Below are 25,938 nucleotides of genomic sequence, written 5' to 3' on the forward strand. Positions count from 1 at the left end.
TCCGAGAGCCGTTCAAAAATACGCCCGTCTGACCACAGACAGCAGCCAGAGTACCGGCGCGAGAGCGAGTATCAAGCCGAAGACTCCTCGCACGTAGTTCCCCTCCACGAGCCCCCGCGCCAACCCCCGTCCGAGGTGAAACGCGACCAGGACAAGGACGACCAAGGCCACGTTGCGGAGCGAGAACCCCATCCCTCCCGTATCGGAATCAGGTTGGGACATTTCGAACTACTCCGCCCGGCCCCAGTATAAGCGTTCTTCCGCTGTCCCAGGCTCCCATCCGCTGTTGCTCGGTCGGAGGACTCGTCCGTCTGTACTGGCTACGACGTTCTCTCACTGGAAATACAGATAGAGGACCGAGAACGCGATGCCGGCCAGGCCGGCCTGCAGCACCGCCTCGAACAGCCCGCCGTCGAAGAGGAGCAGCTGTATCGCCCCCCAGATGACGACCCACGCGACGACGTTCACGGTCGTGAAGACCCAGGGGTTCTCCCAGTTCAGTTCGGGCACGGCGACCCGTTGTCCCGCCGCCGTGAAATCTCTACGGGTCGACCGTCCGGCGGCACGGCCAGACGAAACCCGTTTTGGGCTGTGGCGCCCAGTCGGGAGTAGTGACTTCCGAACCCGAGGACAGCGAGGCCCGCCTCGAACTCGACGCGGTGTACGACGCCATCGACGGCGTGGGTCGCCCCCATCTGACGGCGACCGAGCTCTCCCGCAAGACGGACCTGACGCCCGACGAAGCGCGCGACGCCCTGGCGACACTGGCCGACGAGGGCGAGATACAGCGACAGGACGTGACCGAGACCGAGTCGGTCTGGTACCCGACCGACGTGGCCGAGGTGACCGACCGCGAGCGCGTCATCCTCTTCCCGGACCGCCGCGAGGTCGTCGTCGAACACCCGGACCAGTTCACCCGCGCACAGCTCTCGCAGTTCGCCCGCCTGCGGGACTCGAACCGTTCCGGCGGCTACGTCTACGAGCTACGCGAGGCCGACATCTGGGCCGCCCCCCACGAGACCCTCGATGCGCTGCTCTCGACGATGCGGGACGTCCTGGGGGAACGCTCGACCCACCTGGAGGAGTGGGTGACCAGCCAGTGGGAACGCGCCCGGAAGTTCCGCCTGTACACCCACGAGGACGGCTACGTGGTGCTGGAAGCCGAGAGCGACGACCTGATGGGCAACGTCGCCCGCCCGAAGCTTGACGACGACCTGCTGCGGGCCCCCATCTCCGACTCGGAGTCGTGGGTCGACGCCGACGCCACCGCTCAGGTCAAGCGGACGCTGTACGAGGCCGGCTATCCGGTCCGTGACGACCGGGAGCTGGCGACCGGCGAACCCCTGGAGATGGAGCTTCGACTCCGTCTGCGGGACTACCAGGCCGACTGGGTCGAGCGGTTCACCGAACAGGGCTCGGGCGTGTTCGTCGGACCGCCCGGGTCGGGCAAGACCGTCGCGGCGATGGGCGCGATGGCCGCCGTCGGCGGGGAGACGCTGATACTGGTGCCGTCGAGGGAGCTTGCCACCCAGTGGCGCGACGAACTGGTCCGCCACACGACGCTAACCGACGACGACATCGGCGAGTACCACGGCGGCGAGAAGGAGATTCGCCCGGTCACCATCGCGACCTACCGCACCGCCGGGATGGACCGCCACCGGAAGCTGTTCGACCAGCGCAAGTGGGGGCTCGTGGTGTTCGACGAGGTCCACCACGTCCCGGCGCCCATCTACCGCCGGAGCGCGAACCTCCAGACCAAACACCGGCTCGGGCTCACGGCGACGCCGACCCGCGAGAGCGACGACGAGGAGGAGATATTCACCCTCGTCGGGCCGCCCATCGGCACCGACTGGGGGAAGCTCTTCGACGAGGGGTACGTCGCCGAGCCGGAGGTCGAGATTCGGCTGGTCCCGTGGGGAAGCGAGGACGAGCGCACGGAGTACGCCGCCACGTCGGGCCACGACCGCCGGCAGGCCGCGGCGGGTAACACCGGGAAAATCGACGAGATACGCTACACGCTCGCCCAGCACCCGGAGGCGAAGGCGCTCGTCTTCGTGGAGTATCTGGACGACGGCGAGGCCATCAGCGAGGCCATCGGCGCGCCCTTCATCAGCGGCGAGACGCGCCACGCCGAGCGCGAGCGGCTGTTCGAGGCCTTCCGCCGGGGCGAGCAGGACACCCTGGTCGTCTCCCGCGTGGGCGACGAGGGCATCGACCTGCCCGACGCCGAACTCGCCGTCGTGGCCTCTGGACTGGGCGGCTCCCGCCGACAGGGCGCCCAGCGGGCCGGCCGGACGATGCGCCCCGCCGGCGACGCCCGGATGGTCGTGCTGGCGACCCGCGGGACGACCGAGGAGGACTTCGTCCGCCGGCAGATGCGCCACCTGGCTTCGAAGGGCATCCAGGTCACCGAACAGGACGCACACGCCGTAGAGCCCGAAACCGAGTGACCGCGTTACGAAGCGTCGGGAAATGATACGCCGCTGGGCGCTACCCGACCGTATCTGGCCGCTCAGTTTACCCTGCCACCCGCCTACTTACAGTATGGACTCCGCGATGACCTGCCCCGACTGTGGCCTGCAGCTACGCGTCGGCGACGACCTCGCGACCGGTCGCCGCGTCCACCGGCTCGCAGTCCGCGACGACGGCATCGAACTGACGGGGACCGTCGTCCTGCGCCACTGCGTCGGCTGTGACCGCGTCGTCGGGGTCAGCTGAACCGGTCGGGGTTGTCGGCCGCCTGAGCCACCCTGACCGCGGCCGCGTTCTCGGCCACGTCGTGGACCCGTACCACGTCGGCGCCCCGCTCCGTGGCGATTGCCGTCCCCGCGACCGTCGCTTCGAGGCAGTCACCGGGCTGTTCGCCGACGAGGCCGAACAGGGACTTATGCGAGTGGCCGACCAGAATCGGACAGCCAAGCGCCCGGAACTCCTCGATTCGGTCGAGCAGCTCGAAGCTCTCCGCGGGCGATTTCCCGAAGCCGATGCCGGGGTCGACGAGAATCTGCTCGCGGTCCAGCCCCGCTTTCTCGGCCAGCAGGACCCGCTCGGTCAGCTCGTCGATGACGTCTTCCACCACGTCGTCGTAGTGGATGTCGCTGTCGGGGTCGACGGGCGTGTTGATGGAGTGCATCACGACGACGGGCACGTCGTACTCGGCGGCGACCAGCCGCATCTCCGGGTCCTCCAGGCCCGACACGTCGTTGAGGATGTCCGCGCCCGCGTCGAGAGCCGCGCGTGCCACCTCGGCCTTCCGCGTGTCGACTGAGATGGCCACGTCCACGTCCGAGAGGGCCTCGATGACCGGAACCACGCGGTCGATTTCCGTCCCGACCGGGACGGGGTCGGCCCCCGGTCTGGTCGACTCGCCGCCGATGTCGAGGATGTCCGCGCCGTCTTCGACCATCTCCCTGGCGCGGGCCACGGCGTCCTCGGCGGCGTCGTACTCCCCGCCGTCGTGGAACGAGTCGGGCGTGACGTTGAGGATACCCATCACCGCGGTGCCGTCGCTCCAGGGGTAGTCGGCCTCGGTTGGCGGCTGCTGGATGTCCAGGGCCTCGCGGAGCTCGTCGGAGAAGGTCGAGAGGCCGTACGGTTGGCCGTCGAGCTTCTTTGCGAGCCGTTTGAACTGTGCCATCGTCCCCATCAACACACAGTCGACGCGCTCCTCGTCCTGGTCGTTCAGGCCGGAGACGGCACACTCGCCGCCAAGCGACAGCAGCTCCTCCTTGAGATAGCTCGCCTGACGGGGCTGGACGCGGGTCTGGAGGACCCGGTGGACGGCCTTCCCGCGCATCCGCCACGCGCCGGCTTCGGTGACGTGGGCGCCCTCGATGGTCGCCTTCGCCTCGGAAATCGAGTCGACCGCCTTGGGTACCATCGACCGCGACCAGCGGGTGCGGGCCTCGCGGACGGCGTAGAGCGACCCGGTCACGAGGACGGCGTCGTCCGGCTCGGCGGCGTCCAGTGCCATCCCCAGCGCACCGGCAACGTCGGAGCGGGTCTGGACCTCGGCGTCGGTCGCCTCGTCCAGCGCCTCGGCCAGTACGTCGGGCGCCTCCGCCCGGTCGACATTGGGCCGGCAGGCGATTACGTGGTCGGCCCCGCGCAGTTCGGCCGCGATGGCCGAGTGGTCCTTGTCGACCATCGCGCCCAGGACGACGTGGAGGTCGTCGTAGTCGAACGAGTCGAGCGTCGCCATCGTCCGTTCGAGCCCGCCGGGGTTGTGCGCGCCGTCGAGGACGGTGAGCGGCGACTCGCCCATCACCTCGAAGCGGCCCGGCCAGTGGGCGTTTCGCAGGCCGCGTTCGATGTCGGCCCGGGAGACGTCGGTCCCGAGCGCGTCGGCGACCTGTCGGGCCAGCGTCGCCGCGATGCCCGCGTTGTGGGCCTGGTGGTCGCCAAGCAGCGGGAGGCGGGTGTCGACGGCCCAGTCGTGGCCCTCGATGTCGACGGCCGCCTCCAGCCCCTCGCGGCCGCCGTAGCCGACCCGTACGTCGGGGTCGCCGTCGCTCCCGTCGCCGACGGTGACGACGTCGCCGGCCTGCTCGCGCACCGCGGCGAGCGCGTCGCCCGTCGCGCCGGTCACCAGCGGCCGGTCGGCGGGCGCGACGTGGGCCTTGTCGGTGGCTATCTCCTCGACCGTGTCGCCGAGGATATGCGTGTGTTCCAGCGTGACGCTGGTCACCGCGCTGGCGACGGGGTCGACGACGCTGGTGGCGTCGTACTTCCCGCCGATGCCGACCTCCAGGACGGCGACGTCGACGTCCCGACGGTCGAACTCCCAGAAGGCGAAGGCGGTCAGCGTCTCGAAGAAGGTCGGGGACTCGCCGACGGCTCCCTCGTCCGTGATGTACTCGTGAGCGGCCTCGACGAACTCGACGACGGCGGCCTCCGGGACCTTCCGGCCGTTGACCTGGATGCGCTCGCGGACGTCGTCGAGGTGTGGCGAGGTGTAGAGGCCGACGTCGAGCCCGGCCTCCCGGAGCGTCCGCTCGACCATCCGGGCGGTCGACCCCTTGCCGTTGGAGCCGGCTATCTGCACACAGCTGGGTCCCGTCTGTGGGTCCCCCAGTTCCGAAAGCAGCGCCTGCGTGGCGTCGGTGCCGGCCCGGGAGTCGAACCGGCGCAACTCGAAGAGGAAGTTCGCGGCCTCGTGGAACTCCATGCGCGCAGTTCCGTAGCCGCCCGCTTTAGGCTGTCGGACCGTCGACTGCGCGACCCGCTCAGCCCGACCGGACCCAGTCCGGTTCGCTCACGGTCACGTCGCCGAGGGACAGCACGGTGAACGACCACTCGCACTCGTTCCCGGCGGGAGCCCCATCGATTCCGGCGTCGCCGCCGACTGCGGTGAGGGCGTCGCTGAGGAAACCGGTGTTTCGGCCTCCGACGCCGTCGGCGGGCTGTCGGCGTTACAGCCCGCAAGCGCTGTGATTCCGGCCGCCCCGAGCGAAGCGAGCAGCGCGCGGCGGGTAACTGCTTGAAAACTCCGGCTCATACACCGTCGTGACGGCTGACCGCTAATAGTGTTGGGGGGTCTTCAGGCCTCGTCGCCGGTCTGGAGCCACTGCACGACGGCGCCGCTCGCGGCGAGGAAAGCGAGCCCCAGCAGCGGCGCGGCGTCGACCGACTCGGCCGGCCGCGCGCCGTCGCTCGTCTCCGCCGACTCCTGTATCGCCGGCTCGTCTGTGGTCTCTGGCTCGCTCGCCGGTTCCGCGTCTCTGGTCTCCCACTCCACGTCTGTTCGGTCGCCTTCGGCTCGGCCGCGTGGCTCCGCTTTCTCGTCCGGTTGGGCTATCGACGGCGAGGGCGTCGCCGGGTCGGGGTCCGTGTCGGCCACCCGCGACTCCGGCCCGCTGGTCGACGGCGCGGGCGTCGCAGTCGGTGCCGTCTCGTCGGTGTCAACCTCCGCCGGCGGCGGCGTCTCCGACTCGTCGCCGCTCCGCCGGCGATACACCCAGATACCGACCGTGGCGATACCGAGTGCGACCATCGAGACGCCCAGCCCGAGCAGCCCGTACGTCTTCACGACCGAGGCGTCCCCCTCGCCGACGATGTCGGTCCCGGGGGACGGGATTCTGTCCCGGAGCCCCTCGTCCTCGTCGCTCCCGCCCGGTGCCGTCGGCGGCCCAGGTTCGTCGTCCGCTTTGGCCCCCTCGTCGGCCCCGACCGCCACGCCCGGGACCGCGCCGAGCACGCGCGCGACCCGCGGCGAGTCGACATCGGCCCGGTAGAGTGTGAACTTGCTCATACCTGTCGTGACGCACGGGCGAAACAAAAACCCGCAGGCTGTCCGTTCAGCGTTCCCGCTCGCGCTCGACCTCGCGGTCGGGCGTTGCGGCCGCGTCCGGTTCGCCGCGCGCCGTCTGTCGGTTTCCCCGCTCGTCGAGCAGCGAGTCGAGCCGCGCCTCGAACTCCCGCTCGGAGAGCTCGCCGTCGACGTACCGTTCCGTGAGCCGTGCCCGCCGGTCCTCGACCGTCGGTTCGAGGCGGTCGGCCAGCCCGAGCCGCCGGAGCGGGGGGACGGCGGCTTCCAGGCCGGACAGGACGCTCGCGGCGCGTCGGTTCCGGGGCACCGAGGGTAGCGAGGCGCGGCTGGCGAGCGTCGAGAGGAGCCCGGTGGCAAAGATAAGCGTCAGCCCGCCACACAGCAAGGTAGCGAGCAAGAAGGCGCCGACCGTCAGCAGCAGGGACCCACCGGTCACCAACACGGAGGCCGTCGCGAGGACGCCGATAACGGCGACGCCGACGGTCGAGAGCCCGGACAGGACCGTCCCGGCAAACAGCAGCCAGTGGCGGTTCTCGGCGAGCCAGGTCACAGCGGCTCTAGCGGATGTCACCGCAAATGACTTTGGACATCACTCGCGGTCCTCCCTCTTGGGGACGTAGGCCCGGTCGTCCCCGGCGACCAGCTTGCGGGGGCGGGCCGTGATTTCCCCGCTCTCCGAGTGGTTATCGGGCGGTCGACGGCGTTCTCCGCGAGCGGAATCATCCATGCCAAAAAAGGTAGCTCTATTGACGTGATGTTTTCGAGATACTGCGGTGGACGGCGAGGTGAACACACGACGCCGGCGGTCACCGCTCGATGACGGTCTCGTCGGGAATCTCGGCCGTTCGGTCGGGCCGTTTCGAGAGCAGTCGCTCCAGCGCCGATAGCTCCGTCGGATTCGCTTTCGCCACCTCGTCGTACTGGATGACGACGCCGTCTTCCGACGCGGTGATACGGAAGTAGCTCAGTCTGAACGATGGGTGAAACACCGGCGGCAGGATGCCGACCCAGGTGGCCGCGGGTGTGAACCGCTTGAGCCACGTCCCCGTGTTGACGAGCGCCCGGCCGTCGATACGGCGCAGTGAGACCCGATGGGTGTGGCCGTAGACGAACGCGGCCACGTCCGGGTTGGCCGCGAACACCGACCGAGCGCGTTCGACGTAGGGGTCTCGCTCCGCCGGCTCCCCGAACAGGCCGAACCGAGTGAGCGTCGTTCGCACGTCGCGGACGTAGACGTACAGCGGAATCGAGACGAGGACCAGCAGCGTGACGACCGTGAGGTTGACCGCGATGACCGCATCGAGGATGGAGCCGACGACGCCGAGGCCCACGATGGCGCTGTGGACGGCCTCGAGCGGTGTCGACCAGAGTCCGGTCAGGTCGAGCAACACCAGCAACAGGTAGCCGATACTCACGTTGAACATGAGCAAGAACGGGAGCGAGGCATAGCGCAAGAGCGGGTTCATCTCCCGATAGAAGTAGTTGGAGACGAGCCACTCGGGAATCCGTTCCATCGGCGTCACCGACTGGATGTCCTTGAGCCAGTTGTACCGGCCGCGCCCTGACAGCTGGCCGGCTTTGCTCGTGAAGTGACGGTTGACGAAGTAGCCAAGCGGGTTCGCGTAGGGGTTCCCGTAGTCCGGAATTCGATTGTTCCTGTCTTCCTGCATGCCGTGTTCGATCCAGATGTCGCGGTCGCCGACAGACCGGGTGATGGCGATGTTCTGTTCGAGCGCGACGTTCCACTCGGCCAGCCGGTCTACGTAGTCGTCGTAGGCCGCCAGCTCGTAGTCGTGGTTCCCCGGGATGACAGTTATCTGTATCTCTTTGCCGGTCGCTCGGAACTGCTCGAACAGCTCCGGGTAGCGCTCCAGTAGCGCGTCGAACTTCGCCATCCCCTCAAGTTCCGTGAACTCCCAGAGGCCGAAGGTGTCGCCGTTGATGATGAGTTCGGCGTCCTCGTCGGTCGCTTCTAGCCGTTCGAGAAAGCCGATGAGCTCCGCCTCGAACTGGACCTCACGCAACTGCTCGTCGCCGCCGATGTGCAGGTCGCTGATGAAGTAGTACGTCGTCATCGAGCTGTCCGTTGGGTCTGGAACGTCCCGGCTCTCGGCAATAGGCGTACTTATCGGAACGGTTCCAACTCTGTACCGTGTCTGTGCCGCCGATGTGGCCCGACAGCCGACCGCTGAGGTGCCGGGCCACCGCAGACGCCGCGCTCTCGCTTTGGGCGTTACTAACTGGCCGGTTCCAGGTCTGACAGGCGCCGACGGCAGGATAAAAACGGGGAGGACTAGCCCATCGTCTCCGCAGGCGTCTCGGCACCGGTGGCCGCCTGCTCGGCCCGGCCGTGCATCGCCATCGAGACGCCCGTGACCAGCAGGTTGATGCCGAAGAGGACACCGACGGCCCACAGCGCCGAGGCCGGGAAGCCGACCAACAGCATTCCCGCAAGCAGCAGCGAGACGGCGCCACTGGCGGCGAGCCAGAGGGCGCTTCCCTGACCGGTGATTGCCCAGACGAGCTGGACCACGCCCTCGACCGCGAAGAACGCGATGACCAGGACGGTCAGCGTCGTCAGCCCGAGCACGGGGTTGGCAAGTATCGAGATACCGACAATCCCGTAGATGATGCCGAGTGCGACCTGCCAGACGGCGTTCGACACAGTGCCCGCCGAGAACGCGGCGGCGACGTGGACGAGTGCGCCGACGACCAGAGCCGCACCGAGCAACACCGAAAGCGCGAGCCCGGTGATAAATGGCGTAAACAGCGCCAGCAGCCCGAGCAGTGCCAGGAGGATACCGCCTACGACGCCCCCTCGTTGTAACTGTTCCTGCATCGATTCGGTGGATGATGAGTCTGTCGCCATTGAGACCACTACCCATAGTGTGGGGGTCCTGACACGAAAAGCGTAGTCTCGTCTTGTGTGTTGAATGGTACCAGCCCACAACTAACCTGGCGGCCGGTACTGTCCGCTTGTGTCCATCTGAGCACCACTGCGGCCGAAACGAATCTGCAGGCCGGCACTAATCGTGCGGGAACCACGGTCAGAGCAAGCTCTGACGTGCTTCAGACACTCCTTTCAGTCGTGTCTGAACGACCGCTGGCCGGTCATGACCATCGTCATGCCGTGTTCGTCTGCGGCCTCGATGACGCTCTCGTCGTTTTTCGACCCGCCGGGCTGGATGACGGCTTCGATGCCGGCTTCCGCGGCCTCCTCGATGCCGTCCGGGAACGGGAAGAACGCGTCGGAGGCCATCACGGCGCCCTCGGCGTCCTTGCCTTCGGCGTGTTCGTCTGCCTTCATCGCGGCCAGCCGGACGGCGTCGACCCGCGAGACCTGTCCCATGCCGATGCCCACGGTCTCGGTGCCTTTCGCGAAGAGGATGCCGTTCGACTTGACGTGTTTGAGCGTGTGCCAGGCAAAGAGCATCGACTCGATCTGCTCGTCGGTGGGCTGGCGCTCGGTGACCACTTCGAGGTCCTCGGGGGTGAGATGCTGGGTGTCGCGTTCCTGGACGAGTCGCCCCCCGACGAGGGGCTTCTCGGTCAGGGTGTCCGTCACCTCGAAGTTGTCGTTGACGTCCAGCACGCGCAGGTTCTCCTTCTCGAAGAGGACGTCCAAGGCGGCGTCGGTGTAGCCCGGCGCGACGACGACCTCCTTGAACGAGTCGATAATCTGCTCGGCGGTGGCGGTGTCACACTCCCGGTTGAGGGCGACGATACCGCCGAACGCGCTCATCGGGTCCGTCGAGAGCGCCTTCCCGTAGGCCTCGGCCACGGAGTCTCCGGTCGCACAGCCGGCGGGGTTCGTGTGTTTGATGACGGCGGCGGCCGGCTCGTCGAACTCCTTGATGAGATTCAGGGCCCCGTCGGCGTCGTTGTAGTTGTTGTACGACAGGGCCTTCGCGCCCTCGTTTAACTGGTCGGCGTGGACGACGCTGGCCTCCGAGACGGTGGTGTCGGCGTACAGCGCGGCGTCCTGGTGGGGGTTCTCCCCGTACCGGAGGGCCGCGGCGCGGTCGTCCGAGACCAGCCGGCGAGCCGGGAACTCGCCGCCGTCGTCGCCCTCGACGGCGACGGTGCCGGCGTCCCAGTCCACGTCGACGCGGTCCTCGGCGAACCACTTGACGACTCTGGGGTAGGCCGTGAACTCGCCCTCGTAGAGGACGCGCTCTTTCAGGTCGTCGACCTCGTCGCCCTCGACGACGGGGATGGGTTCCTGGGTGACGATTGGGCCGCCGTCGACCGTCTCGTCGACGACGTGGACGGTACAGCCCGTCACCTTGACGCCCGCCTCCAGCACCTGCTCGTGGGTGTCCATCCCCGGGAAGTTCGGGAGCAGCGACGGGTGTACGTTCAGTGTCGTTGGCGCCCCGTCGAGGAAGGTCTCGCTCAGGACGCGCATGTAGCCATCGAGGGTCACGAGGTCGAAGTCGTAGTCCGCGAGCGCGTCGAGCACCCGCTCCTCATGGGCCTCGCGCGATTCGTCCTCGCCGCGTTCGACGACTTCGGTCGGGATGCCACGCTCCGCTGCGGCCTCCAGAACGGGCGCGTCGGCGTCGTTCGTCAGGACGACGGCGAACTCGGCGCCGCCCGGCGCGCGGTCCGCGATGTTCAAGAGGTTCCGCCCACGGTTGCTGGCCATACCGGCGAGTTTCATACCTACCTCCGGGCGGCCGGCGCGCAAAGTAGTTGCGGAACGCGTAGGTCGCACTCGGGGCCTGCTGTCCCACCGGACAGTCGGCTCAGGCCGAGTACGGCCGCTTGCCCCGCCTGGCGGCCGGGGGTTTATTTCGGTCCGTGCGCACTGACTGGCATGGGTAGTCACTGTTCGATTCTGGTACACATCTCCAGCGACGACATCGGCGACTGGCGGATGGCCCTGCGGAACCTCGTGAACCTCGTCAACGACGACTCCATCGAGACGCCCCCGGAGCTGATGGAGGTCGTCGTCAACGGCCCCGGGGTCCGCTTTCTCCTCGAGACCAGCCCCGAGGCCGCCGAAGTGACGCGGATGGCCAAGTCCGGGGTCGAAATCTCCGCCTGTACGAACTCGCTGGACCGGTTCGGCCACGCCGCACAGGACCTCGCGACGGGCGTGACGACGGTGCAGTCCGGCGTCGCCGAGGTCGTCCGGGTCCAGCAGCGGGGCGACACGTATCTGAAGCTCCCGTAGCGAGTCGACACGCTTTTTCGAGTCTCCGGCGGAGAGTCCGGTATGACCGACAGAGGCCCCCTCGCAGCCGTTTCGCCCCTCGACGGGCGCTACACCCGTTACACCGAACCGCTCGTCCCGTACGCCAGCGAGCGGGCGCTCATGCGCGCCCGCGTCGAGGTCGAGGTGGAGTATCTCATCGCGCTGGCCGACCTCGAAGCCACGCCGCTGTCGATATCCGACGGCCAGCGAGCCGATCTCCGCGCGCTTTACGAGGCGTTCGACGACGAAGACGCGACCATCGTCAAGCAGTTAGAGACCGAGGGGTACGGCGAGTATTCGGCCACGAACCACGACGTCAAGGCCATCGAGTACTTCATCCGCCTCGGCATGCCCGAGGGGCTCGACGCCGACCACTGGATTCACTTCGGGCTGACCAGCGAGGACGTGAACAACCTCGCTCACCGGCTGCTGGTCAAGCCCGCCGCCGAGGACGTACTCGTCCCGGAACTCCGCGACATCCGCGACACGCTCGTCGAGATGGCCCACGAGTACGCTGACCTGCCGATGCTCGCCCGGACCCACGGCCAGCCCGCGACCCCCACCACCTTCGGCAAGGAGATGGCCGTCTACGCCTCGCGGCTCGGGCGGGCCGTCACCCGCATCGAGCGGGCCGCGGACGACCTCTCGGGGAAACTCGCCGGCGCGTCGGGCACCTACGCGGCTCACCACGCCGCCTACCCGGACGTGGACTGGCCCGCCGTCGCCAGCGACTTCGTCGACTCGCTGGGCCTGGCCCACGAGCCGCTGACCACGCAGGTCAACCCCTGTGACGACCTCGCCGCGCTCTTCGACGCGGTTCGGGGTGCCAACAACGTCCTGCTGGACATGGACCGGGACATGTGGCTCTACGTCTCCGACCGCTATCTCGGACAGCAGTCCGTCGAGGGCGAGACCGGCTCCTCGACGATGCCCCACAAGGTCAACCCGATAGACTTCGAGAACAGCGAGGGGAACCTCTCGAAAGCGAACTCGGACCTCGTCTTCCTGGGCGATTACGTCACCAACTCCCGCCTCCAGCGGGACCTCTCGGACTCGACGGTCAAGCGCAACATCGGCGCCGCCTTCGCGTACTCCCTTATCGCCTACGGCAAGTGTCAGAACGGGCTGGCGAAGGTCGTGCCGAACGAGCAGGTCATGCGCGAGGAGCTTGACGGGACGCCCGAGATCATCGGGGAGGCGGTCCAGACTATCCTCCGCCGCGAGGGTCACGACGACGCCTACGAGCAGGTGAAGAAGGCGACACGGGGCAAGGCGGTGACCATCGAGGACTTCCGGGAGCTGTTTGCCGACCTCGACGTCAGCGAGGACGTGCGAGCGGAGCTAGAGGCGCTGACGCCGGCGGGCTACACCGGACTCGCGGCCGATCTGGCGGCGGGCGCCGACGGGGCGTAGCCGGGCGCGGCGGTCACGTGACCAGGGGTTCGAGCGCGACGTCGCCGTCGCTGCTGACCGTCACCACGTACTCCTTGTACTCGAAGGTGACGTGGCCTCGGGTGTCACGGAAGAGCCGCTCTAATGCCTCTGTGTCGACGGACTCGGACAGCGGCGGCTCGACGTCCGTCGGGTCGACGCCCTCGGCGCGAGCCACCGCCGAGACGACCGCATGTGTCACTGTGCCTTCGTCTGCCATGGTAAAAGGTGGACTGTCACGTTTGAATACTTGATGGCCGTCCCGCTCACTCCCGCCGGAGGGGTTCGCTGCTCCAGTCCGGCCAGCCGGACGGGCGGCCGCGGGGATTAAGTCCGACTCGTCCCTAGCATCAGATATGTTCACGGACCGCACGGACGCCGGTGAACAGCTGGCCGCGGAGGTCCGTCAGTCGGCGTTCGCTGTCGATGTCGTCCTCGGTATCCCGCGCGGCGGGCTTCCCGTCGCCCGCCCCGTGGCGGACGCGCTCGACGTGCCCCTGGACGTGGTGGTCGCGAGCAAGGTCGGCGCGCCCGACAACCCCGAGCTGGCGGTCGCCGCCGTCGCCGACGACGGGACGGTCTGGTACAACGACTCGCTGGTCGGGAAGCTCGACCTGCCGGCGGGGTATCTGGACGACGAGACCGACCGCGAACGGCGGGCCGCCCGGGAGAAGTTCGACCGCTACCGCGAGGGCCGCCCGCCCCTTTCCCTCGACGGCAAGCGCGTCTGTCTCGTCGACGACGGGCTCGCCACGGGCGCGACGATGTTCGCCTGCGTCGAGCGGGTCCGAGCGGCCGGCGCCGAAAGCGTCGCCGCCGCGGTCCCGGTCGGCTCGCCCCGGACCGCCGACGAACTGGAGCCGCGGGTCGACGACCTCGTGGTGCTGGAGCGGCCCCGGTCGTTCAGGGCCGTCGGGCAGTTCTTCCGGGACTTCTCGCAGGTGACCGACGAGGAAGCGATGGCGCTCCTAGACTAGACGCTCGACGGTCTCGCGGACCGCGCGGGCGGCCGCCCGGACCTCGGAGAGACGGACGTACTCCCGCTTGGAGTGGGCGACGGAGCCGACATCGTCGGACAGCACTCCGGGGCCGAAGACGACTGTCGGACCGTGCTCGGCGAAGTAGGAGGCCTCCGTCGCGGCCTCGAACGGCCGGACGGTCCCGCCGCTGGCCTCACGCAACGTCGTGACGAGGTCGGCCTCGGGGTCCGTGGCGAAGGCGTCGGGAAACGGGGTGTCCGGTCGGATAAGCGCCACGTCAAGCGACATCGAGTCGGGGAGCCACTCCGAGAGGTGGGCCTCCAGCGCCGCGGGGAACTCGTCGCTGGTCTCCGGGGGCACCGAGCGCCGGTCGAACGTGATGGTACACTCGGCGGGTATCTGGTTTGTCGCCTCGCCGCCCTCGACCATCGACGGCGTCAGGATGGGGCGACCCAGCGTGTCGTGGGTCGCCGGGCCTTCCGTCTCGTCGTAGCTTTCGATGGCTTGCAGAACCGGTGCGGCCGCCCGGATTGCGTTGGCCCCACTCTCGGGGTCCGCCGCGTGACCGCTCTCGCCGTGGATGGTGACGGTGCCCTCGAACTGGCCCTTCGCCGCGGTACAGACGTCCAGCCCCGTGGGCTCGCCGACGATGTAACCGTCCGCATCGAGCGTCTCGGCGAGGTGTGCGCCCCCCGTCTGGGTCGTCTCCTCGTCGATTGAGACGGCCAGCGTCACCGCCCCGTCGGCGGGCTCGACGGTGAGGAAGGCCTCGACGAGCGCAGCGAGTGGCCCCTTGGCGTCGCAGGCCCCGCGGCCACAGACGACGTCGCCGGTGAGACCGCCCCCCGTCCCGTCGACGCGCTCGTCCCCGGGCGGCTCCTCCCGGCGCTCGTAGGGGAGATGGGGCGGCACGGTGTCGATGTGGGTGTTCAAGACGAGGTAGGTCCCGTCTGCGGCGGCCGCGGCGTCGGGGTCGGCCGCGCCCGCCGTCGCGACGACGTTACCCAGCTCGTCGACGGTCGGGTCGGCGCCGGCGCGGTCCAGCGTCGCCACGAGCAGGTCACGCATCGGGCCCACGTCCTCGGTCGAGTCGGTCTCGACGGCCTCCCGGTGGAACCCTTCGAGGTCGAAGCCGACGCTCATCGCTCCATCCGGGTCACGTCCGCGAGCGTCTCGCGCTCCCGGACGACCCGCGTCTCGCCGCCCTCGATGGCGACCTCCGCGGGCCGGGGCTGGGAGTGGAACTGGTTCGCGAGCTCGTAGCCGTAGGCGCCGGCGTTGCCGATGGCGAGCAGGTCCGTCCGCTCCGGGCGGGCGATGGGTCGGTCGGTACAGAACACGTCGGCGCTGGTACAGCACGGGCCGCCGACAGAGACGGGTTCCGCCTCCCGCTTGGGCGCCGAAACGTTCCGAATCGGGTGGTACGACCCGAACATCGCCGGCCGGATGAGCGTCGCCAGCGAGGCGTCGACGCCGACGACGGTCGCGGCGGGCGCCTCCTTGACGGTGTTGACCGCCGTGAGGATGAGCTCGGCGTCGGCGACGACGTAGCGACCCGGTTCGAGCTTGATTTGGGCGTCGAGGTCGCCGACCGCGTCGCGCACTTTCTCGCCGACGACCTGCATGTCAAGCGGTTCCTCGTCCTCGCGGTAGGGCACGCCGAAGCCGCCGCCGAAGTCGACGAACGAAAGCGGCGTGACCTCGCGTTCGACCCGTCGGCCCATGTCGGCGACCTTCCCGATGGCGCGGCAGTGGTCGTCCAGGTCGTCGTGGAGGACGCCGCTGCCGGCGTGGGCGTGGATGCCGACGAGGTCGAACCGGTCGGCCACGTCCGCGGCGACCTCTGGCACCTGCTCGTAGGGGATGCCGAACTTGGCGTCCTTGCCCGTCGCCACCTTCTCGTGGTGACCGGTGCCGATACCGGGGTTGATGCGGATTGCGACGCGGCCGTCGTAGCCGCGCTCTTCGAGGCGGTCGAAGGTGTCGCGGGCGCCGCCGGTGATAGTGAGGCCGGGGTTCTCCGCGGCCAGTTCGACCGCGTAGTCGAGGTCCGCGTCCGGCGGGTTCACCGCGGTGTACTGGAGCGTGTTCGGGTCCGCGCCGGCCTCGATGGCCCGCTGTAGTTCGCCCGCGGCGGCACACTCGATGTCCGCGCCGGTCTCCAGAAGTTTCGAGAGGACGGCGTGGCCGGTGTGGGCCTTCGCGGCGTACATCACGTGGGCGTCGGGGAAGGCTGACGCGAACCGCTCGTAGTTCTCGGCGACGCGGTCGAGGTCGACGACGTACAGCGGCGTTCCGTGGTCTGCCGCGAGCCGACCGAGACGGTCGTGGTCCCAGTCCGCGAGGCGGCGGACCGGCGGCGAGTCCTGACTCATTGCTTGACACACGGCCTCGCCCGGTAACAAGGGTTGCGCTCCGGGGTTGCCGTCTCCGGCCGCTGTCCGCACCCAAACCTATTTTTGCTCCAACAGTCGACTCTCTAACGAGACCGACGGACACCAGGAAGTATCATGCAACAGGAGGTTCCACGACGGCCGCCGCTGGAGATAATCAAGCAGGGGAGCCTCTGGATTGTCGAGGACTACCGCAAGGGGTCGCGAACGGGCGAGACCCACGCCACTCACGACTCCCAGCTCTCGGCCATGCGCTACGCGAAATCGAAGATGGAGGCCGACCGCCACCCGTGTCTCGTCCGCTGGGACTCCCCGCGCAGCGTCGGCGGGCTCTACTGGAACCCGCTGTTCGAGATACTCACGGTCAGGCGCGACGAGCTGGTCGACGGCTGGGCCGTCGTCCCCGAGGCCGGGACCTGTGCGATGACCGTCGCGCCGGAGCGCGAGGCGGCCACCGACCGCGCCAAGAAGCTCCAGCGCCTCTACGATTTCAAGCACCTCCGGGCCTACGACGGCCGCGGCGAGGAGTACGAGGAGCGCGACCACCGGTTTCTCCGCAACGACATTACCCGCTCGGGCGTGCGGTTCGACCCCGACGCTGTCGCCGAGCCCGATGAGCCGGACGAACCCGAGCCCGAACCCCGGACGACCCCGTCCGACGAGCCGGCCGGTCCCTCGGACGTGGGAACGGTCGGTCCGGCCAGTCCCGGCCAGCTCGGGGCCTCAGTCCCCGACGTGACCCAGGTGGAGTTCACCGACACCGACGGCGCCGTCCACCGCTACTCGACGCCGTGGCACGGCGGCACCGAGGCTCAGATACTCACCGTCTCGCGGAAGTACGCGACCGACGAGGGCGTCCCCGAGGCCTTCGCCGAGCCGTTCGAACGCTGGCAGGCGGCCGACGGCGCGCCCAACGTCGCCACGGTACACGAGTCCGGTACCGACCCGGCCTCCTGGGTCGCCTACCGCGTCGGCGCCCACTCGCTCGCCGGCATCGGTACGGAGCTGCCGGCCCGCTCCCGGGTGGAGGTGCTCGGCGACATCGCCGACGCGACCGCCGCCGTGGGCGGGCAGTCGACGCCGCTCTGCGGGCTCGTCCCGGCGAACGTCCACCTGCTGGAAGCGGACGGCGACCGGCGGGCGACGGTCGCCAACTGGGGCATCGAGTGGGCCGTCCGCGAGGCGGTCGGGCTCGCCCACGACGGCCCGTTCCTCGCGCCCGAACAGCGCGGGGGACGCCTGACCGCGACGACCGACGTCTACCAGCTCGGCGCGCTCGCCTTCTGGCTCTGCTGTGAGCAGCGCCCGCCGGAGTCGCCGTCGCCCGACCCCGGGGCGATTCCGCGGCCGATACAGGGCGTCTCCTCGCGGGTCAAACCCCATCTCGCCCGGGCGCTCGCGGCCGACCCCGACGAGCGATTCGACTCCGCCGGGGCGTTCTATCGGGCGCTAGTGGAAGCGGTGTAGCGAGGAATCTCACCGCTCGCGGTTCCCTGCGGTCACCGCTGTGCGTTATCGAGGCGTTTCGCTCCGCTCAACGCCTCGCTAGTCCCGCAGCGCGTCTTCCCGCTCCGTCGCTTCGAGCGTCTCCTCTTCGACGTCAGTCGCCACCACGGCGGGCTTGTAGGCGCCGCCGGGGATGAGGTCGTGGTCGCCGACGGAGGAGTCGACGAACCGCTGGAAGGCCCGTCGCTCGGGCGGCAGTTCGCCGTAGATGACTTCCTCCTCGACGAGGTCGTAGACGGGGATGCGCGGCGTCAGCAGCGTGTTCTCGCCGACGATGGAGCCCTCGCCGACGACGAAGCCGCTCGTGACCCGACAGCCCGCACCCAGGGCGACGTCGTCCTCGACGATGACCGGGGCGCTCTCGACCGGTTCGAGGACGCCGCCGATGAGCGTGTTCGCGCCGAGCTTGACGTTCTCGCCGATCTGGGCACAGGAGCCGACCGTGTCACAGGAGTCGATGAGCGTGCCGTCGCCGACGTGGGCGCCGATATTGACGAAGGAGGGCGACATCATGATGCAGTCCTCGCCCAGGTAGGCACCGCGGCGGATGGTCGTCCCGTCGGGCGTGTTGCGGGTCCCTCGGTCCCCGAGGTCGGCGGTGTCACGCAGCGGGAGCACGTCGTGGTAAGTGACGCCGCCGTGTTCGCGTTCGCGGGTCTTCCGGAAAGAGAAGTTCAGCAGGATGCCCTGTTTCACCCACTCGTTTGCCTCCCACTCGCCGTCGACCTTCTCGGCGGCCCGCACCTCGCCAGTCTCCAGGGCGGCGAGGAACTCGTCGAGCGTGTCGAGCTGTGCCGGCTCGACGTCCTCGACGGTGGTGCCCTGTTCGTACGCTGTCCAGAGGTCCTCGATGTTGTGCTGCAGGTCTTGTCCGGGCATACGCCGGCGTACCCGCTCCGAACGTATAGCGACACTGGATTCCGTCCGGAGCGGACGCTACGCGGGGTCGGTCAACGGGGAACAGTCGGCTCGTTGTGAGTCGATACAGCGGGGACAGTCAGTCGTCGCTTCGTATGTAGCCACAGTCGCCGCAGTGGGTGGCTGTCGGTGTCGGTTCGAACTCGCCCGCGCAGTGCGGGCATCTGGATGCGGGCCTTTGTTGCAGTGTTACCATATACCACGGTTTCGGCGCGACCGGCATAAGGGTATCCGTTAAATACAGAATTTCATATAAGGTGAGTAATACGATTCTCAGGCGTCGACGACTTCGCCGAAGTCGTACCGGCCGGCCTCGCGGTCCGCGAGCCACGCCGCGGCGTCGAGGGCCCCGGCGGCGAAGACGGCCCGGTCCTCCGCGTGATGGGAGAGCGACAGCACCTCGTCGTTGCCCGCGAGGATGAGCTCGTGTTCGCCGCGGATGTCGCCCGCCCGGCGGGCGAAGACGCCGATTTCGTCGTCCTTCCGGGGCGCGTGGCCCTCGCGGCCGTAGACCGGCTCGACGTCGCGCTCTTCCTGAACCACGTTCAACAGGCTCTTCGCCGTGCCGGAGGGCGCGTCGACTTTCCCGTTGTGGTGGCTCTCCATGAGTTCGAGGTCGTAGTCGTCCAGCGCGCGGACGGCCTCCCGAACCGTGCGCTGGAGCACCTGGATGCCCCGCGAGAAGTTCGTCGCCTTCAACAGCGGAATCGAGTCGCTGGCGCCGTCAAGCGCGGCCAGGCCGCCCTCGTCGAACCCCGTGGTCCCGACGACGAGGCCGACGCCGGTCTCGACGCAGGCCTCGGCCAGCGCCAGCGTCGCCTCGGGGACGGCGAAGTCGACGACCACGTCGACCTCGTGTTCGGTCAACACATCGGCAATCCCCTCGGCAACGACCGGGACGCCGGCTATCTCGTCCGGTTCCGTCCCGAAGCCGACGACCGCCGTCACGCCGTCGCGGCCGGCCGCCGTCTCGATGACTGTCCGCCCCATCCGGCCCGCGGCGCCGTTGACAGCGACCCGTGTCATCGCTCTATCTCCGCGTAGGCGTCCTCTAAGTCCTCCGTTTCGAGGGTGGCCAGCACGTCACGCAGGTCGTCGAGGTACTCGTCATCGAGCCGCGAGAGCGGCGAGCGCAGGCGGGCCGGGCCGTACCCGCGAATCCGCATGGCTTCCTTGACCGGGATGGGGTTGGTCTCGACGAACAGCTGACGGAAGAGCGGCCCCAGTTCGTGATGGATGGCCCGCGCTCGCTCGTAGTCCTCGGCCAGCGCCGCGCCGATCATCGCACAGGTCCGCTCGGGCTCGACGTTCGCCGCGACGGAGATACAGCCCGCCCCCCCGATCGAGATCATCGGGACGGTCATCCCGTCGTCGCCCGACAGCATCGCGAACTCCTCGTCGCGCGTGCGCTCGATTATCTCCGAAATCTGGTTCATGTCGCCGCTCGCGGCCTTGTACGCCTGGATGTTCTCGTGACTCGCCAGTTCGACGGCGGTGTCGGGCTCGATGTTCTGGCCCGTCCGCGAGGGGACGTTGTAGACGATCTGCGGGCAGTCGACGGCGTCGGCGATGGTCCGGAAGTGCTCTACCAGCCCGCGCTGTTCGGGCTTGTTGTAGTACGGCGAGATGAGAAGCAGCGCGTCCGCGCCGGCGTCGGCGGCCCGCCGGGAGAGCGAGAGGGCCTCGCGGGTGTTGTTGGAGCCGGTGCCGGCGATGACGGGGACGTCGTCGACGGCGTCGATGACCGCCTCGACGACCTCGATGTGTTCGTCGTGGGTCATCGTCGCCGACTCGCCGGTGGAGCCGGCCGGAACGAGCCCGTCGACGCCGGCGGCTTCGAGCCGCCGGGCGTCTTCGCGGAGTGTCTCGAAGTCGATACTGCGCTCGTCGTCGTCGTGGAACGGCGTACACATCGCGGGGTAGACGCCGTGGAAGTCGATTGCTGTCATTGCTGAGTGGTGTGGTGTCGCTGTGGGATTAGTCGTCCGATTGTCCACCGTCAGAAAGACGACCCGCGACGGGTGTGCCACGCCCGCCGCGAGTCAGAAGCTATGGCTTGCGCTTGCGTTTGGGGACGACGCCGTCGCCACTGGATACCGCCCGGTCCGGGAGCCAGCGCCGTCGCATACCAATAGCGCCGTCCGTGAGCGACTTATCCTTTTTGCTCCCGCCAAGCCCGAAAACCTATCCGCGCTCGGGTGACAAATCAGCGTATGACTGTCTCACATTCGGGACAACGCGTGGCCATTCTGGCCGACGCCCAGAATCTCTATCACACGGCCCGGAGTCTCTACTCGCGCAACATCGACTACTCGGAACTGCTCGATGCGGCCGTCGACGGCCGCGAACTCACCCGCGCTATCGCCTACGTTATCCGCGCCGACTCACCGGAGGAGGAGACCTTCTTCGAGGCGCTGACCGACATCGGCTTCGAGACCCGCATCAAGGACATCAAGACGTTCCAGGACGGCTCCCAGAAGGCCGACTGGGACGTGGGGATGAGCCTCGACGCGGTCACGCTGGCGAAACACAACGACGCCATCGTCCTCTGTACCGGCGACGGCGACTTCGCCCGCGTCTGTCGGTACGTCCGTCACGAGGGGTGTCGAATCGAGGCGATGGGATTCGAGGAGTCCTCCTCGGAGGACCTCAAGTCCGCCGTCGACGGCTTCGTCGACCTCAGTAGCGACCCCGACAAATACCTGCTGTAGCCGGATAGACTGCCCTGCGTTCAGACCGCCCGACCGTCCCCGGAGGTGCCGACCAGCAACGCGCCGGCGGCGAGCCCCAGCGCCGCGGCGCCGCCCATGACGCCGGCGATGGTCGTCGAGATGCCGATATCGAACGGGCCCGACGCGAGAATCAGCACCGAGCTGACGACCAGCAACGCGACGCCCGCATACACTTTCCGCTTGTCTGTAGCCATTGTGCGTGATTCTAACGGAGCATCGGGTATAAATTTCCCCAAACGCGGCCACCAGTGCGTTCGGAAGTGACACACACCGAGGTTCGGGGGCTCTGTGCCCGCCCCGGGACCGAAAACGGGTTATCCACACGGCCGCCACGACAGGCAATGAGCGACAGCGAGTTCCGCGGCCTCCGTCGGGGGGCCGACTACCAGTTCGGCCGCGGCGCCGGCGCGGCGCTGTTCCCGACCGAGTCCGCCGTCGAAATCACCCACACCAGTTCGGGACGGCCCCGCCAGGTCCACGCCGACGACGGCCGCGTCGCCACCTACGCCACCGACGGGCGGTTCGTCCTCGGGCTGGCCGGCGGTCGTCGCCTGCTGGACTCGTTCGCCGCTCCCGCCCACCGCGTCGTCGTGGGCGACGAGAGCGAGCCGTTCGTCCGCGAGGGCCGCAACGCCTTCGCGAAGTTCGTGCAACGGGCGGACCCGGACATCCGGCCCGGCGACGAGACGCTCGTCGTCCACGAGGACGGCGACCTGCTCGCGGTCGGGCGCGCGGAGCTGCCCGGCGAGGGGATGGCCGACTTCGAGACCGGGATGGCCGTGAAAGTTCGGCAGGGCGCCGATAGCTGAGCGCCGCTGTGTGACGGGCGGGGCCGTCGTACCACGAGGGCCGGGACGACGGCGTGTCGGTGACCGAAAGCGGCTACGCGTAGGCGTCCGCGAACGTCTGCTCGCGCCGGAGCAGTTCCTCGACGCCGTGGTCGAGCAGCGCCTCACCGAGCGCCGTCGCTCGGTAGTACGAGTACAGCCCCTCGCTCGTCGGCTCGTTGCGCTTGCGGTTCTCGACGAGGCCCACGTCGACCAGCGTATCGAGGTGGTGGTGGAGCGTGTTCCCGGGCAGGTCAAGCGCCTCCCGTAGCTCCTTTGCGCTCATCGACCCGTCGCGCTTGAGCCGGTAGAGGACCCGAAACCGGGTCTCGTTGCCGACGGCCCGCTGCATCGCCATGTACTCCTCGAAGGTGAGGACGCTCCGCTCCGGGAGGAGGTCCGACGGCTCCGCGGGTCCGGTCTTCTCGTCGTGCGTGCTGGTCCCCATTGTAGTCGTACCTAGTCCGCCACGCGGCATAACAGTTGCTGAGTCAGCCGATGCTGAGTATCGCCGTGTTTTATATACTTTCCGGGTGTGGTGCCGGTATGCGCACCCGCATCAAGTCCTCGCTCGGGTCCGTTCCCTACGGCGATTTCCTCGTCTACCTGATGGGGCCGTACACCACGTTCGACGTGGCCGACCTCGTGCCCGACGGCGTCGACCCCGCCGACGTCTCGCTCCCCGCGGCGTCGGCCGACGGGGACGACCTCGACGCGATGATGGGGACGCTGCGCTCGATACAGGGGTCGCTGCGAACCGACCCCGGCGTCAACGCCTTCCTCGCGGTAGACCCCGGGATACCCCTCGACGAGATGGACGCCGCGAGCCAGAGCATCGCCTTCGCCCGCGCGAGCAACGCGACGCTCTTTGTCGTCCCCGCGATGGGTGACAAGCTGGGGGTCGGGATGGAAGTGGGGTCGGTACTGGAGGAGCTGGACGACGAGGGCCGCGAGCGGGTCATGTTCGCCCACGAGGATGCCGTCTCCAGTGCGATGATACGGGCGATTAGTCAGCGCTGGGACGCTCGCGTCGTCAGCTACGGGGACGAGACCGAACTGCTGGACGAAATCAGGCAGTTCGTCGCCGACCTGATGAACCGCGAGCTGTACGGCGACCTCCCCAGGAAGACCACCGAGTGAGCCGACGGGTCGGTGGGCTTTTTATTCCAGAACGCGGACCCTCGGACATGTTCGGCGGAGGCGGCGGGATGAACCCGCGCAAGATGAAACAGATGATGGAACAGATGGGTATCGATATGGAGGATATCGATGCCGAGGAAGTGATTATCCGGACCCCCGACGAGGAGCTCGTCTTCACGGACGCGGAGGTCCAGCTCATGGAGGCCCAGGGCCAGAAGACCTACCAGGTCGTCGGCGACCCGGAGAGCCGCGAGCGCGGCGATGGCACACCGGCTGTCGAGGCCGAGTCCTCGGGCGACTCGGACGCGGACAGCGGGGTCGACGAGGACGACGTCGAGCTCGTCGCGATGCGGACCGGTGTCGACGAGGACACCGCCCGCGAGGCCCTGGTTGCAAACGACGGCGACCTGGCGGACGCGGTCGACGAACTGGAGTAGCGTGTACCTGTTCGTCCACGAGGACCGCGAGTACCTGCTCGAACCCGGCGAGCGCTTCGAGTCCGACCTCGGTATTCTGGAGGTGCCAGCGGAGGTCGAACCCGGCGACGTGGTCGAGACACATCTGGGCACCGCGTTCACCGTCCGCCGGCTGCGCGGGCCTGACCTCTTTACCCATCTGGAACGGACCGGCGCGCCGATGATGCCACGGGACGTGGGGCTGGTCGCCGGCAAGACCGGTGTCGCCGCCGGCGACCGGGTTCTGGACGCGGGCACCGGAACCGGCATCCTCAGCGCCTACATGGGCCGGATGGGCGCCGACGTGGTGACCTACGAGATAGACCCCGACTTCGCCGACGTCGCCCGCGACAACATGGCGATAGCGGGCGTCGAAGACAGCGTCGAGGTCCGCACCGGCGACGTGACCGACGACCTGGACGAGCTATCGGGCTTTGACGTGGTGACGCTGGACACCGAGGACGCCCCGGTCGTCGTCGAGCGGACGCCGACGCTGCTCACACGCGGGGGGTCGCTCGCGGTGTACTCGCCGTTTGTCGAGAACACCCGGGAGGTCGTCGCCACGGCCCGTGAGGTCGGACTCGACGGTATCGAGACGCTCGACACCATCCAGCGGGAGATGGATTTCGACGACCGCGGCTCCCGACCCTCGACCGGCGGCGTCGGCCACACCGGGTATCTGACGTTCGCAAGGCGGCCGTAGCGAGGCTTTCGGCCGCTTCGCTCCCGAAAGACTCGAAAGCGACGCGGTGACCGGCGGGAATCGCGGAGCCGTAGCGACTGCCCCTCGACACGAGCCGCCCCGAGGGCGGCAATCGCTCGACAGGCCAGCCAGCGCCGGCTTCCGCGGGGCGTGGTTTCAAGCCCCAGTGACACCTACACCCCCGTGTATGAGTGACGCTCCCGACGAGACGACGACGTGGCCCGAGCTCGCCATCGGGTTGTACGACCGATTGACCGGCCGGAACGCGGAGATAACGTACGAGTTCGAGGACATGGAGGTCGACGTCCCGAGCACCACGGGCGAGGACCCCGAGTACGCCTACTGGCGCATCGACGGCACGCTCACCGTCAAGGCCCGCGAGAAGGAGTGACGTCGACATCGACGCGACCACCGGAGCGACCGCCCGAGAGCCTCGCCGAGCTGCTGGACGCCCTCGAAGGGCGGCCCGCCCTGTCGGTCGAGGCCGACCTGGACGTCGAGCTGGACGGCCACCGGGCGACCGTCGTGGGGTACGACGACCTCGTGGCCCTCGACCTGCCGTCCGTCCCCGCGCTCGTCTCGCTGGCCCGGGACCGGCCGGTCGCCGTGACGGACGCGGCGGCGCTGCTCTCCACGGTCGGCCTGACCGCCGAGCTCCGGGTCCGCGGGGTCCCGGTCGCCCGCATCGGCGACGCGGCCGTCCCCAGCGGGCTCGCCCGCCGGCTCGGACTGGGGCCGGTCGAGCTGGTCCCCGAGAGCCCCCTGCTCGCGCTCACTCGACGGCGCGGATGAGGTCGAGCAGCTCATCGCGGTAGTCCTGTGGCGCCCGGTCGAGCGGCGCGTCTGGGTCTTCGAGGTCGAGTAACTCGGCTATCGGTCGGGCCGGGTAGGCGCCCGCGGCGATGCGGAACCCGTCGGCGTGCCAGACGCCGACCCAGCCGGTGACCGGCAGCGTCGACGCCACGCCGTCGAGGGGCAACTCGGCCGCGTAGCTCCGCAGATTGAGCCTGTCGCCGCTGTCGGTCCGTACCCGTTCCCTGCGCCCCCGCGAGACGTTCTCGAAGCCCCGGTCCCGGAGTTCGCTCGCGAAGGCCGACCCCGCTTCCGAGCGTATCGTCGGCAGCACCATCATCGGGCCGATACCGGGCGCCAGCGGCGGCCGGAAAGAGAGCGCCGTCGCGAAGAAAAAGCGCCACTGCCGGTCCAGTCCCGCCGCCGACTCGACTGCCTCGCGCGTCCGCGCGTCGTCGTAGAGCGCCGTCGCGCCGGTGACTTTGGCCCGCTGGAGCTCGAAGACGGTCTCGACTCGCTCGTCGGTCAGCTCCCAGCCGCCGTCGGCCAGCCGCCCTTCGGGGACGGCCGGGAGGGCGGCGTCGGGCGCCACG

At 68.7% G+C, this 25,938-nt stretch carries 32 protein-coding genes; 13 read left to right on the plus strand and 19 right to left on the minus strand.

Translation table 11 applies throughout. The features are described from left to right. Window positions 1-12: 12 nt before the first annotated feature. Entirely contained in the window at window positions 13-222 is a 210-nt protein-coding gene (locus NJQ98_RS03685) for a hypothetical protein (RefSeq protein ID WP_277540443.1), read from the minus strand. Between the two features lie 111 nt (window positions 223-333). Continuing rightward, window positions 334-510, minus strand: a complete 177-nt coding sequence (locus NJQ98_RS03690) for a hypothetical protein (RefSeq protein ID WP_262175809.1) — start codon at window positions 508-510, stop codon at window positions 334-336. Between the two features lie 101 nt (window positions 511-611). Here NJQ98_RS03690 and NJQ98_RS03695 point away from each other — a divergent pair, with 101 nt between their 5' ends. Together NJQ98_RS03695 and NJQ98_RS03700 are read left to right on the plus strand one after the other, a co-directional pair. Continuing rightward, a complete protein-coding gene (locus tag NJQ98_RS03695; RefSeq protein WP_262175810.1) occupies window positions 612-2,450 on the plus strand; it encodes a DEAD/DEAH box helicase in 1,839 nt (612 codons plus the stop codon). Between the two features lie 94 nt (window positions 2,451-2,544). Continuing rightward, the gene (locus tag NJQ98_RS03700; RefSeq protein ID WP_262175811.1) at window positions 2,545-2,718 is read left to right on the plus strand and encodes a hypothetical protein; all 174 of its coding nucleotides are present in this window, start codon (window positions 2,545-2,547) and stop codon (window positions 2,716-2,718) included. On the opposite strand, the gene folP is transcribed toward NJQ98_RS03700, so the two are convergent. From folP to purH, 8 genes are all read right to left on the minus strand, one after another. Further along, the gene (gene folP / locus NJQ98_RS03705) at window positions 2,711-5,167 is read right to left on the minus strand and encodes a dihydropteroate synthase (RefSeq protein ID WP_262175812.1); all 2,457 of its coding nucleotides are present in this window, start codon (window positions 5,165-5,167) and stop codon (window positions 2,711-2,713) included. The genes NJQ98_RS03700 and folP overlap by 8 nt on opposite strands. Window positions 5,168-5,260: 93 nt before the next feature. Continuing rightward, window positions 5,261-5,497 (minus strand): hypothetical protein, encoded by a 237-nt coding sequence (locus NJQ98_RS03710; protein ID WP_262175814.1) that lies wholly within the window; start codon window positions 5,495-5,497, stop codon window positions 5,261-5,263. A 42-nt stretch (window positions 5,498-5,539) separates the two neighbouring features. After that, window positions 5,540-6,250: a hypothetical protein gene (locus NJQ98_RS03715; protein ID WP_262175816.1), complete on the minus strand. Its 711-nt coding sequence runs from the start codon at window positions 6,248-6,250 to the stop codon at window positions 5,540-5,542. A gap of 46 nt (window positions 6,251-6,296) precedes the next feature. Further along, complete coding sequence (locus tag NJQ98_RS03720) at window positions 6,297-6,818, minus strand: YmfQ family protein (protein WP_262175818.1); 522 nt, start codon at window positions 6,816-6,818, stop codon at window positions 6,297-6,299. A gap of 39 nt (window positions 6,819-6,857) precedes the next feature. Then, on the minus strand, window positions 6,858-6,995 hold the full coding sequence (locus tag NJQ98_RS03725; protein ID WP_262175819.1) for a hypothetical protein: 138 nt from the start codon (window positions 6,993-6,995) through the stop codon (window positions 6,858-6,860). Between the two features lie 79 nt (window positions 6,996-7,074). Next, window positions 7,075-8,343, minus strand: coding sequence for a metallophosphoesterase (locus tag NJQ98_RS03730; protein ID WP_262175821.1), 1,269 nt, complete (start codon window positions 8,341-8,343; stop codon window positions 7,075-7,077). Window positions 8,344-8,561: 218 nt separating this feature from the next. Then, window positions 8,562-9,137, minus strand: coding sequence for an HdeD family acid-resistance protein (locus NJQ98_RS03735; protein WP_262175822.1), 576 nt, complete (start codon window positions 9,135-9,137; stop codon window positions 8,562-8,564). Window positions 9,138-9,350: 213 nt separating this feature from the next. Then, a complete protein-coding gene (gene purH / locus NJQ98_RS03740) occupies window positions 9,351-10,931 on the minus strand; it encodes a bifunctional phosphoribosylaminoimidazolecarboxamide formyltransferase/IMP cyclohydrolase (protein WP_262175824.1) in 1,581 nt (526 codons plus the stop codon). Window positions 10,932-11,087: 156 nt separating this feature from the next. On the opposite strand from purH, the gene NJQ98_RS03745 reads away from it, so the two are divergent. Further along, a complete protein-coding gene (locus NJQ98_RS03745; RefSeq protein WP_262175825.1) occupies window positions 11,088-11,447 on the plus strand; it encodes a DsrE family protein in 360 nt (119 codons plus the stop codon). 42 nt (window positions 11,448-11,489) lie between these two features. Beyond that, window positions 11,490-12,881 carry an adenylosuccinate lyase gene (purB, locus tag NJQ98_RS03750; protein WP_262175827.1) on the plus strand — a complete coding sequence of 464 codons (1,392 nt, stop codon included), beginning with the start codon at window positions 11,490-11,492 and terminating at the stop codon, window positions 12,879-12,881. Between the two features lie 13 nt (window positions 12,882-12,894). Here purB and NJQ98_RS03755 read toward each other — a convergent pair whose 3' ends face one another. Next, window positions 12,895-13,119 carry a HalOD1 output domain-containing protein gene (locus NJQ98_RS03755; RefSeq protein ID WP_262175829.1) on the minus strand — a complete coding sequence of 75 codons (225 nt, stop codon included), beginning with the start codon at window positions 13,117-13,119 and terminating at the stop codon, window positions 12,895-12,897. Window positions 13,120-13,255: 136 nt separating this feature from the next. Between NJQ98_RS03755 and NJQ98_RS03760 the strand changes: the two genes are divergently transcribed. Beyond that, window positions 13,256-13,876: a phosphoribosyltransferase gene (locus NJQ98_RS03760; protein ID WP_262175830.1), complete on the plus strand. Its 621-nt coding sequence runs from the start codon at window positions 13,256-13,258 to the stop codon at window positions 13,874-13,876. Here the strand turns inward: NJQ98_RS03760 and NJQ98_RS03765 are convergent. Together NJQ98_RS03765 and lysA are read right to left on the minus strand one after the other, a co-directional pair. Further along, complete coding sequence (locus NJQ98_RS03765) at window positions 13,868-15,022, minus strand: M20 family metallopeptidase (protein ID WP_262175831.1); 1,155 nt, start codon at window positions 15,020-15,022, stop codon at window positions 13,868-13,870. The genes NJQ98_RS03760 and NJQ98_RS03765 overlap by 9 nt on opposite strands. Next, entirely contained in the window at window positions 15,019-16,254 is a 1,236-nt protein-coding gene (gene lysA, locus NJQ98_RS03770; protein WP_262175833.1) for a diaminopimelate decarboxylase, read from the minus strand. Before lysA ends, NJQ98_RS03765 begins: the two co-directional genes overlap by 4 nt. Before the next feature lie 135 nt (window positions 16,255-16,389). Between lysA and NJQ98_RS03775 the strand changes: the two genes are divergently transcribed. Continuing rightward, entirely contained in the window at window positions 16,390-17,739 is a 1,350-nt protein-coding gene (locus NJQ98_RS03775; protein WP_262175834.1) for a protein kinase family protein, read from the plus strand. Window positions 17,740-17,817: 78 nt separating this feature from the next. Here the strand turns inward: NJQ98_RS03775 and NJQ98_RS03780 are convergent, their stop codons facing one another. The 3 genes from NJQ98_RS03780 to dapA form a co-directional block, all read right to left on the minus strand. Next, complete coding sequence (locus NJQ98_RS03780; RefSeq protein WP_262175835.1) at window positions 17,818-18,657, minus strand: 2,3,4,5-tetrahydropyridine-2,6-dicarboxylate N-succinyltransferase; 840 nt, start codon at window positions 18,655-18,657, stop codon at window positions 17,818-17,820. Between the two features lie 312 nt (window positions 18,658-18,969). Further along, entirely contained in the window at window positions 18,970-19,722 is a 753-nt protein-coding gene (gene dapB, locus NJQ98_RS03785) for a 4-hydroxy-tetrahydrodipicolinate reductase (RefSeq protein WP_262175836.1), read from the minus strand. Further along, window positions 19,719-20,645, minus strand: a complete 927-nt coding sequence (gene dapA / locus NJQ98_RS03790) for a 4-hydroxy-tetrahydrodipicolinate synthase (protein WP_262175837.1) — start codon at window positions 20,643-20,645, stop codon at window positions 19,719-19,721. Before dapA ends, dapB begins: the two co-directional genes overlap by 4 nt. 264 nt (window positions 20,646-20,909) lie before the next feature. On the opposite strand from dapA, the gene NJQ98_RS03795 reads away from it, so the two are divergent. Then, complete coding sequence (locus tag NJQ98_RS03795; RefSeq protein WP_262175839.1) at window positions 20,910-21,407, plus strand: LabA-like NYN domain-containing protein; 498 nt, start codon at window positions 20,910-20,912, stop codon at window positions 21,405-21,407. Window positions 21,408-21,427: 20 nt separating this feature from the next. On the opposite strand, the gene NJQ98_RS03800 is transcribed toward NJQ98_RS03795, so the two are convergent. Further along, window positions 21,428-21,622, minus strand: coding sequence for a hypothetical protein (locus NJQ98_RS03800; RefSeq protein WP_262175841.1), 195 nt, complete (start codon window positions 21,620-21,622; stop codon window positions 21,428-21,430). 147 nt (window positions 21,623-21,769) lie between these two features. Between NJQ98_RS03800 and NJQ98_RS03805 the strand changes: the two genes are divergently transcribed. After that, window positions 21,770-22,237: a PUA domain-containing protein gene (locus tag NJQ98_RS03805; RefSeq protein ID WP_262175843.1), complete on the plus strand. Its 468-nt coding sequence runs from the start codon at window positions 21,770-21,772 to the stop codon at window positions 22,235-22,237. 73 nt (window positions 22,238-22,310) lie between these two features. On the opposite strand, the gene NJQ98_RS03810 is transcribed toward NJQ98_RS03805, so the two are convergent. Beyond that, complete coding sequence (locus NJQ98_RS03810; protein ID WP_262175845.1) at window positions 22,311-22,703, minus strand: ArsR/SmtB family transcription factor; 393 nt, start codon at window positions 22,701-22,703, stop codon at window positions 22,311-22,313. A 98-nt stretch (window positions 22,704-22,801) separates the two neighbouring features. Between NJQ98_RS03810 and NJQ98_RS03815 the strand changes: the two genes are divergently transcribed. The 5 genes from NJQ98_RS03815 (at window position 22,802) to NJQ98_RS03835 (ending at window position 25,345) form a co-directional block, all read left to right on the plus strand. After that, window positions 22,802-23,395, plus strand: coding sequence for a DUF7509 family protein (locus NJQ98_RS03815; RefSeq protein WP_262175846.1), 594 nt, complete (start codon window positions 22,802-22,804; stop codon window positions 23,393-23,395). Window positions 23,396-23,442: 47 nt separating this feature from the next. Next, window positions 23,443-23,832, plus strand: coding sequence for a nascent polypeptide-associated complex protein (locus NJQ98_RS03820; RefSeq protein WP_262175847.1), 390 nt, complete (start codon window positions 23,443-23,445; stop codon window positions 23,830-23,832). Between the two features lies 1 nt (window position 23,833). Beyond that, the gene (locus tag NJQ98_RS03825) at window positions 23,834-24,553 is read left to right on the plus strand and encodes a methyltransferase domain-containing protein (protein ID WP_262175850.1); all 720 of its coding nucleotides are present in this window, start codon (window positions 23,834-23,836) and stop codon (window positions 24,551-24,553) included. A 187-nt stretch (window positions 24,554-24,740) separates the two neighbouring features. After that, a complete protein-coding gene (locus tag NJQ98_RS03830) occupies window positions 24,741-24,944 on the plus strand; it encodes a hypothetical protein (protein WP_220586734.1) in 204 nt (67 codons plus the stop codon). Next, window positions 24,941-25,345: a hypothetical protein gene (locus NJQ98_RS03835; RefSeq protein WP_262175853.1), complete on the plus strand. Its 405-nt coding sequence runs from the start codon at window positions 24,941-24,943 to the stop codon at window positions 25,343-25,345. Before NJQ98_RS03830 ends, NJQ98_RS03835 begins: the two co-directional genes overlap by 4 nt. Here NJQ98_RS03835 and NJQ98_RS03840 read toward each other — a convergent pair. After that, entirely contained in the window at window positions 25,326-25,937 is a 612-nt protein-coding gene (locus NJQ98_RS03840) for a DUF6517 family protein (protein WP_262175855.1), read from the minus strand. The two genes, NJQ98_RS03835 and NJQ98_RS03840, sit on opposite strands and share 20 nt — an antisense overlap. Window position 25,938: the final 1 nt, after the last annotated feature.

Source organism: Haloarcula laminariae, assembly GCF_025457605.1.
Taxonomy (GTDB): domain Archaea; phylum Halobacteriota; class Halobacteria; order Halobacteriales; family Haloarculaceae; genus Haloarcula; species Haloarcula laminariae.

Bases quoted from the DNA above. Each gene is read 5' to 3' on its own strand.
- NJQ98_RS03685 (WP_277540443.1), bottom strand. From the start codon at position 222: ATGTCCCAACCTGATTCCGATACGGGAGGGATGGGGTTCTCGCTCCGC.
- NJQ98_RS03700 (WP_262175811.1), top strand. From the start codon at position 2,545: ATGGACTCCGCGATGACCTGCCCCGACTGTGGCCTGCAGCTACGCGTC.
- folP (WP_262175812.1), bottom strand. From the start codon at position 5,167: ATGGAGTTCCACGAGGCCGCGAACTTCCTCTTCGAGTTGCGCCGGTTC.
- NJQ98_RS03710 (WP_262175814.1), bottom strand. From the start codon at position 5,497: ATGAGCCGGAGTTTTCAAGCAGTTACCCGCCGCGCGCTGCTCGCTTCG.
- NJQ98_RS03715 (WP_262175816.1), bottom strand. From the start codon at position 6,250: ATGAGCAAGTTCACACTCTACCGGGCCGATGTCGACTCGCCGCGGGTC.
- NJQ98_RS03725 (WP_262175819.1), bottom strand. From the start codon at position 6,995: ATGGATGATTCCGCTCGCGGAGAACGCCGTCGACCGCCCGATAACCAC.
- NJQ98_RS03730 (WP_262175821.1), bottom strand. From the start codon at position 8,343: ATGACGACGTACTACTTCATCAGCGACCTGCACATCGGCGGCGACGAG.
- NJQ98_RS03735 (WP_262175822.1), bottom strand. From the start codon at position 9,137: ATGGCGACAGACTCATCATCCACCGAATCGATGCAGGAACAGTTACAA.
- purH (WP_262175824.1), bottom strand. From the start codon at position 10,931: ATGAAACTCGCCGGTATGGCCAGCAACCGTGGGCGGAACCTCTTGAAC.
- NJQ98_RS03745 (WP_262175825.1), top strand. From the start codon at position 11,088: ATGGGTAGTCACTGTTCGATTCTGGTACACATCTCCAGCGACGACATC.
- purB (WP_262175827.1), top strand. From the start codon at position 11,490: ATGACCGACAGAGGCCCCCTCGCAGCCGTTTCGCCCCTCGACGGGCGC.
- NJQ98_RS03755 (WP_262175829.1), bottom strand. From the start codon at position 13,119: ATGGCAGACGAAGGCACAGTGACACATGCGGTCGTCTCGGCGGTGGCT.
- NJQ98_RS03760 (WP_262175830.1), top strand. From the start codon at position 13,256: ATGTTCACGGACCGCACGGACGCCGGTGAACAGCTGGCCGCGGAGGTC.
- NJQ98_RS03765 (WP_262175831.1), bottom strand. From the start codon at position 15,022: ATGAGCGTCGGCTTCGACCTCGAAGGGTTCCACCGGGAGGCCGTCGAG.
- lysA (WP_262175833.1), bottom strand. From the start codon at position 16,254: ATGAGTCAGGACTCGCCGCCGGTCCGCCGCCTCGCGGACTGGGACCAC.
- NJQ98_RS03775 (WP_262175834.1), top strand. From the start codon at position 16,390: ATGCAACAGGAGGTTCCACGACGGCCGCCGCTGGAGATAATCAAGCAG.
- NJQ98_RS03780 (WP_262175835.1), bottom strand. From the start codon at position 18,657: ATGCCCGGACAAGACCTGCAGCACAACATCGAGGACCTCTGGACAGCG.
- dapB (WP_262175836.1), bottom strand. From the start codon at position 19,722: ATGACACGGGTCGCTGTCAACGGCGCCGCGGGCCGGATGGGGCGGACA.
- dapA (WP_262175837.1), bottom strand. From the start codon at position 20,645: ATGACAGCAATCGACTTCCACGGCGTCTACCCCGCGATGTGTACGCCG.
- NJQ98_RS03795 (WP_262175839.1), top strand. From the start codon at position 20,910: ATGACTGTCTCACATTCGGGACAACGCGTGGCCATTCTGGCCGACGCC.
- NJQ98_RS03800 (WP_262175841.1), bottom strand. From the start codon at position 21,622: ATGGCTACAGACAAGCGGAAAGTGTATGCGGGCGTCGCGTTGCTGGTC.
- NJQ98_RS03805 (WP_262175843.1), top strand. From the start codon at position 21,770: ATGAGCGACAGCGAGTTCCGCGGCCTCCGTCGGGGGGCCGACTACCAG.
- NJQ98_RS03810 (WP_262175845.1), bottom strand. From the start codon at position 22,703: ATGGGGACCAGCACGCACGACGAGAAGACCGGACCCGCGGAGCCGTCG.
- NJQ98_RS03815 (WP_262175846.1), top strand. From the start codon at position 22,802: ATGCGCACCCGCATCAAGTCCTCGCTCGGGTCCGTTCCCTACGGCGAT.
- NJQ98_RS03820 (WP_262175847.1), top strand. From the start codon at position 23,443: ATGTTCGGCGGAGGCGGCGGGATGAACCCGCGCAAGATGAAACAGATG.
- NJQ98_RS03830 (WP_220586734.1), top strand. From the start codon at position 24,741: ATGAGTGACGCTCCCGACGAGACGACGACGTGGCCCGAGCTCGCCATC.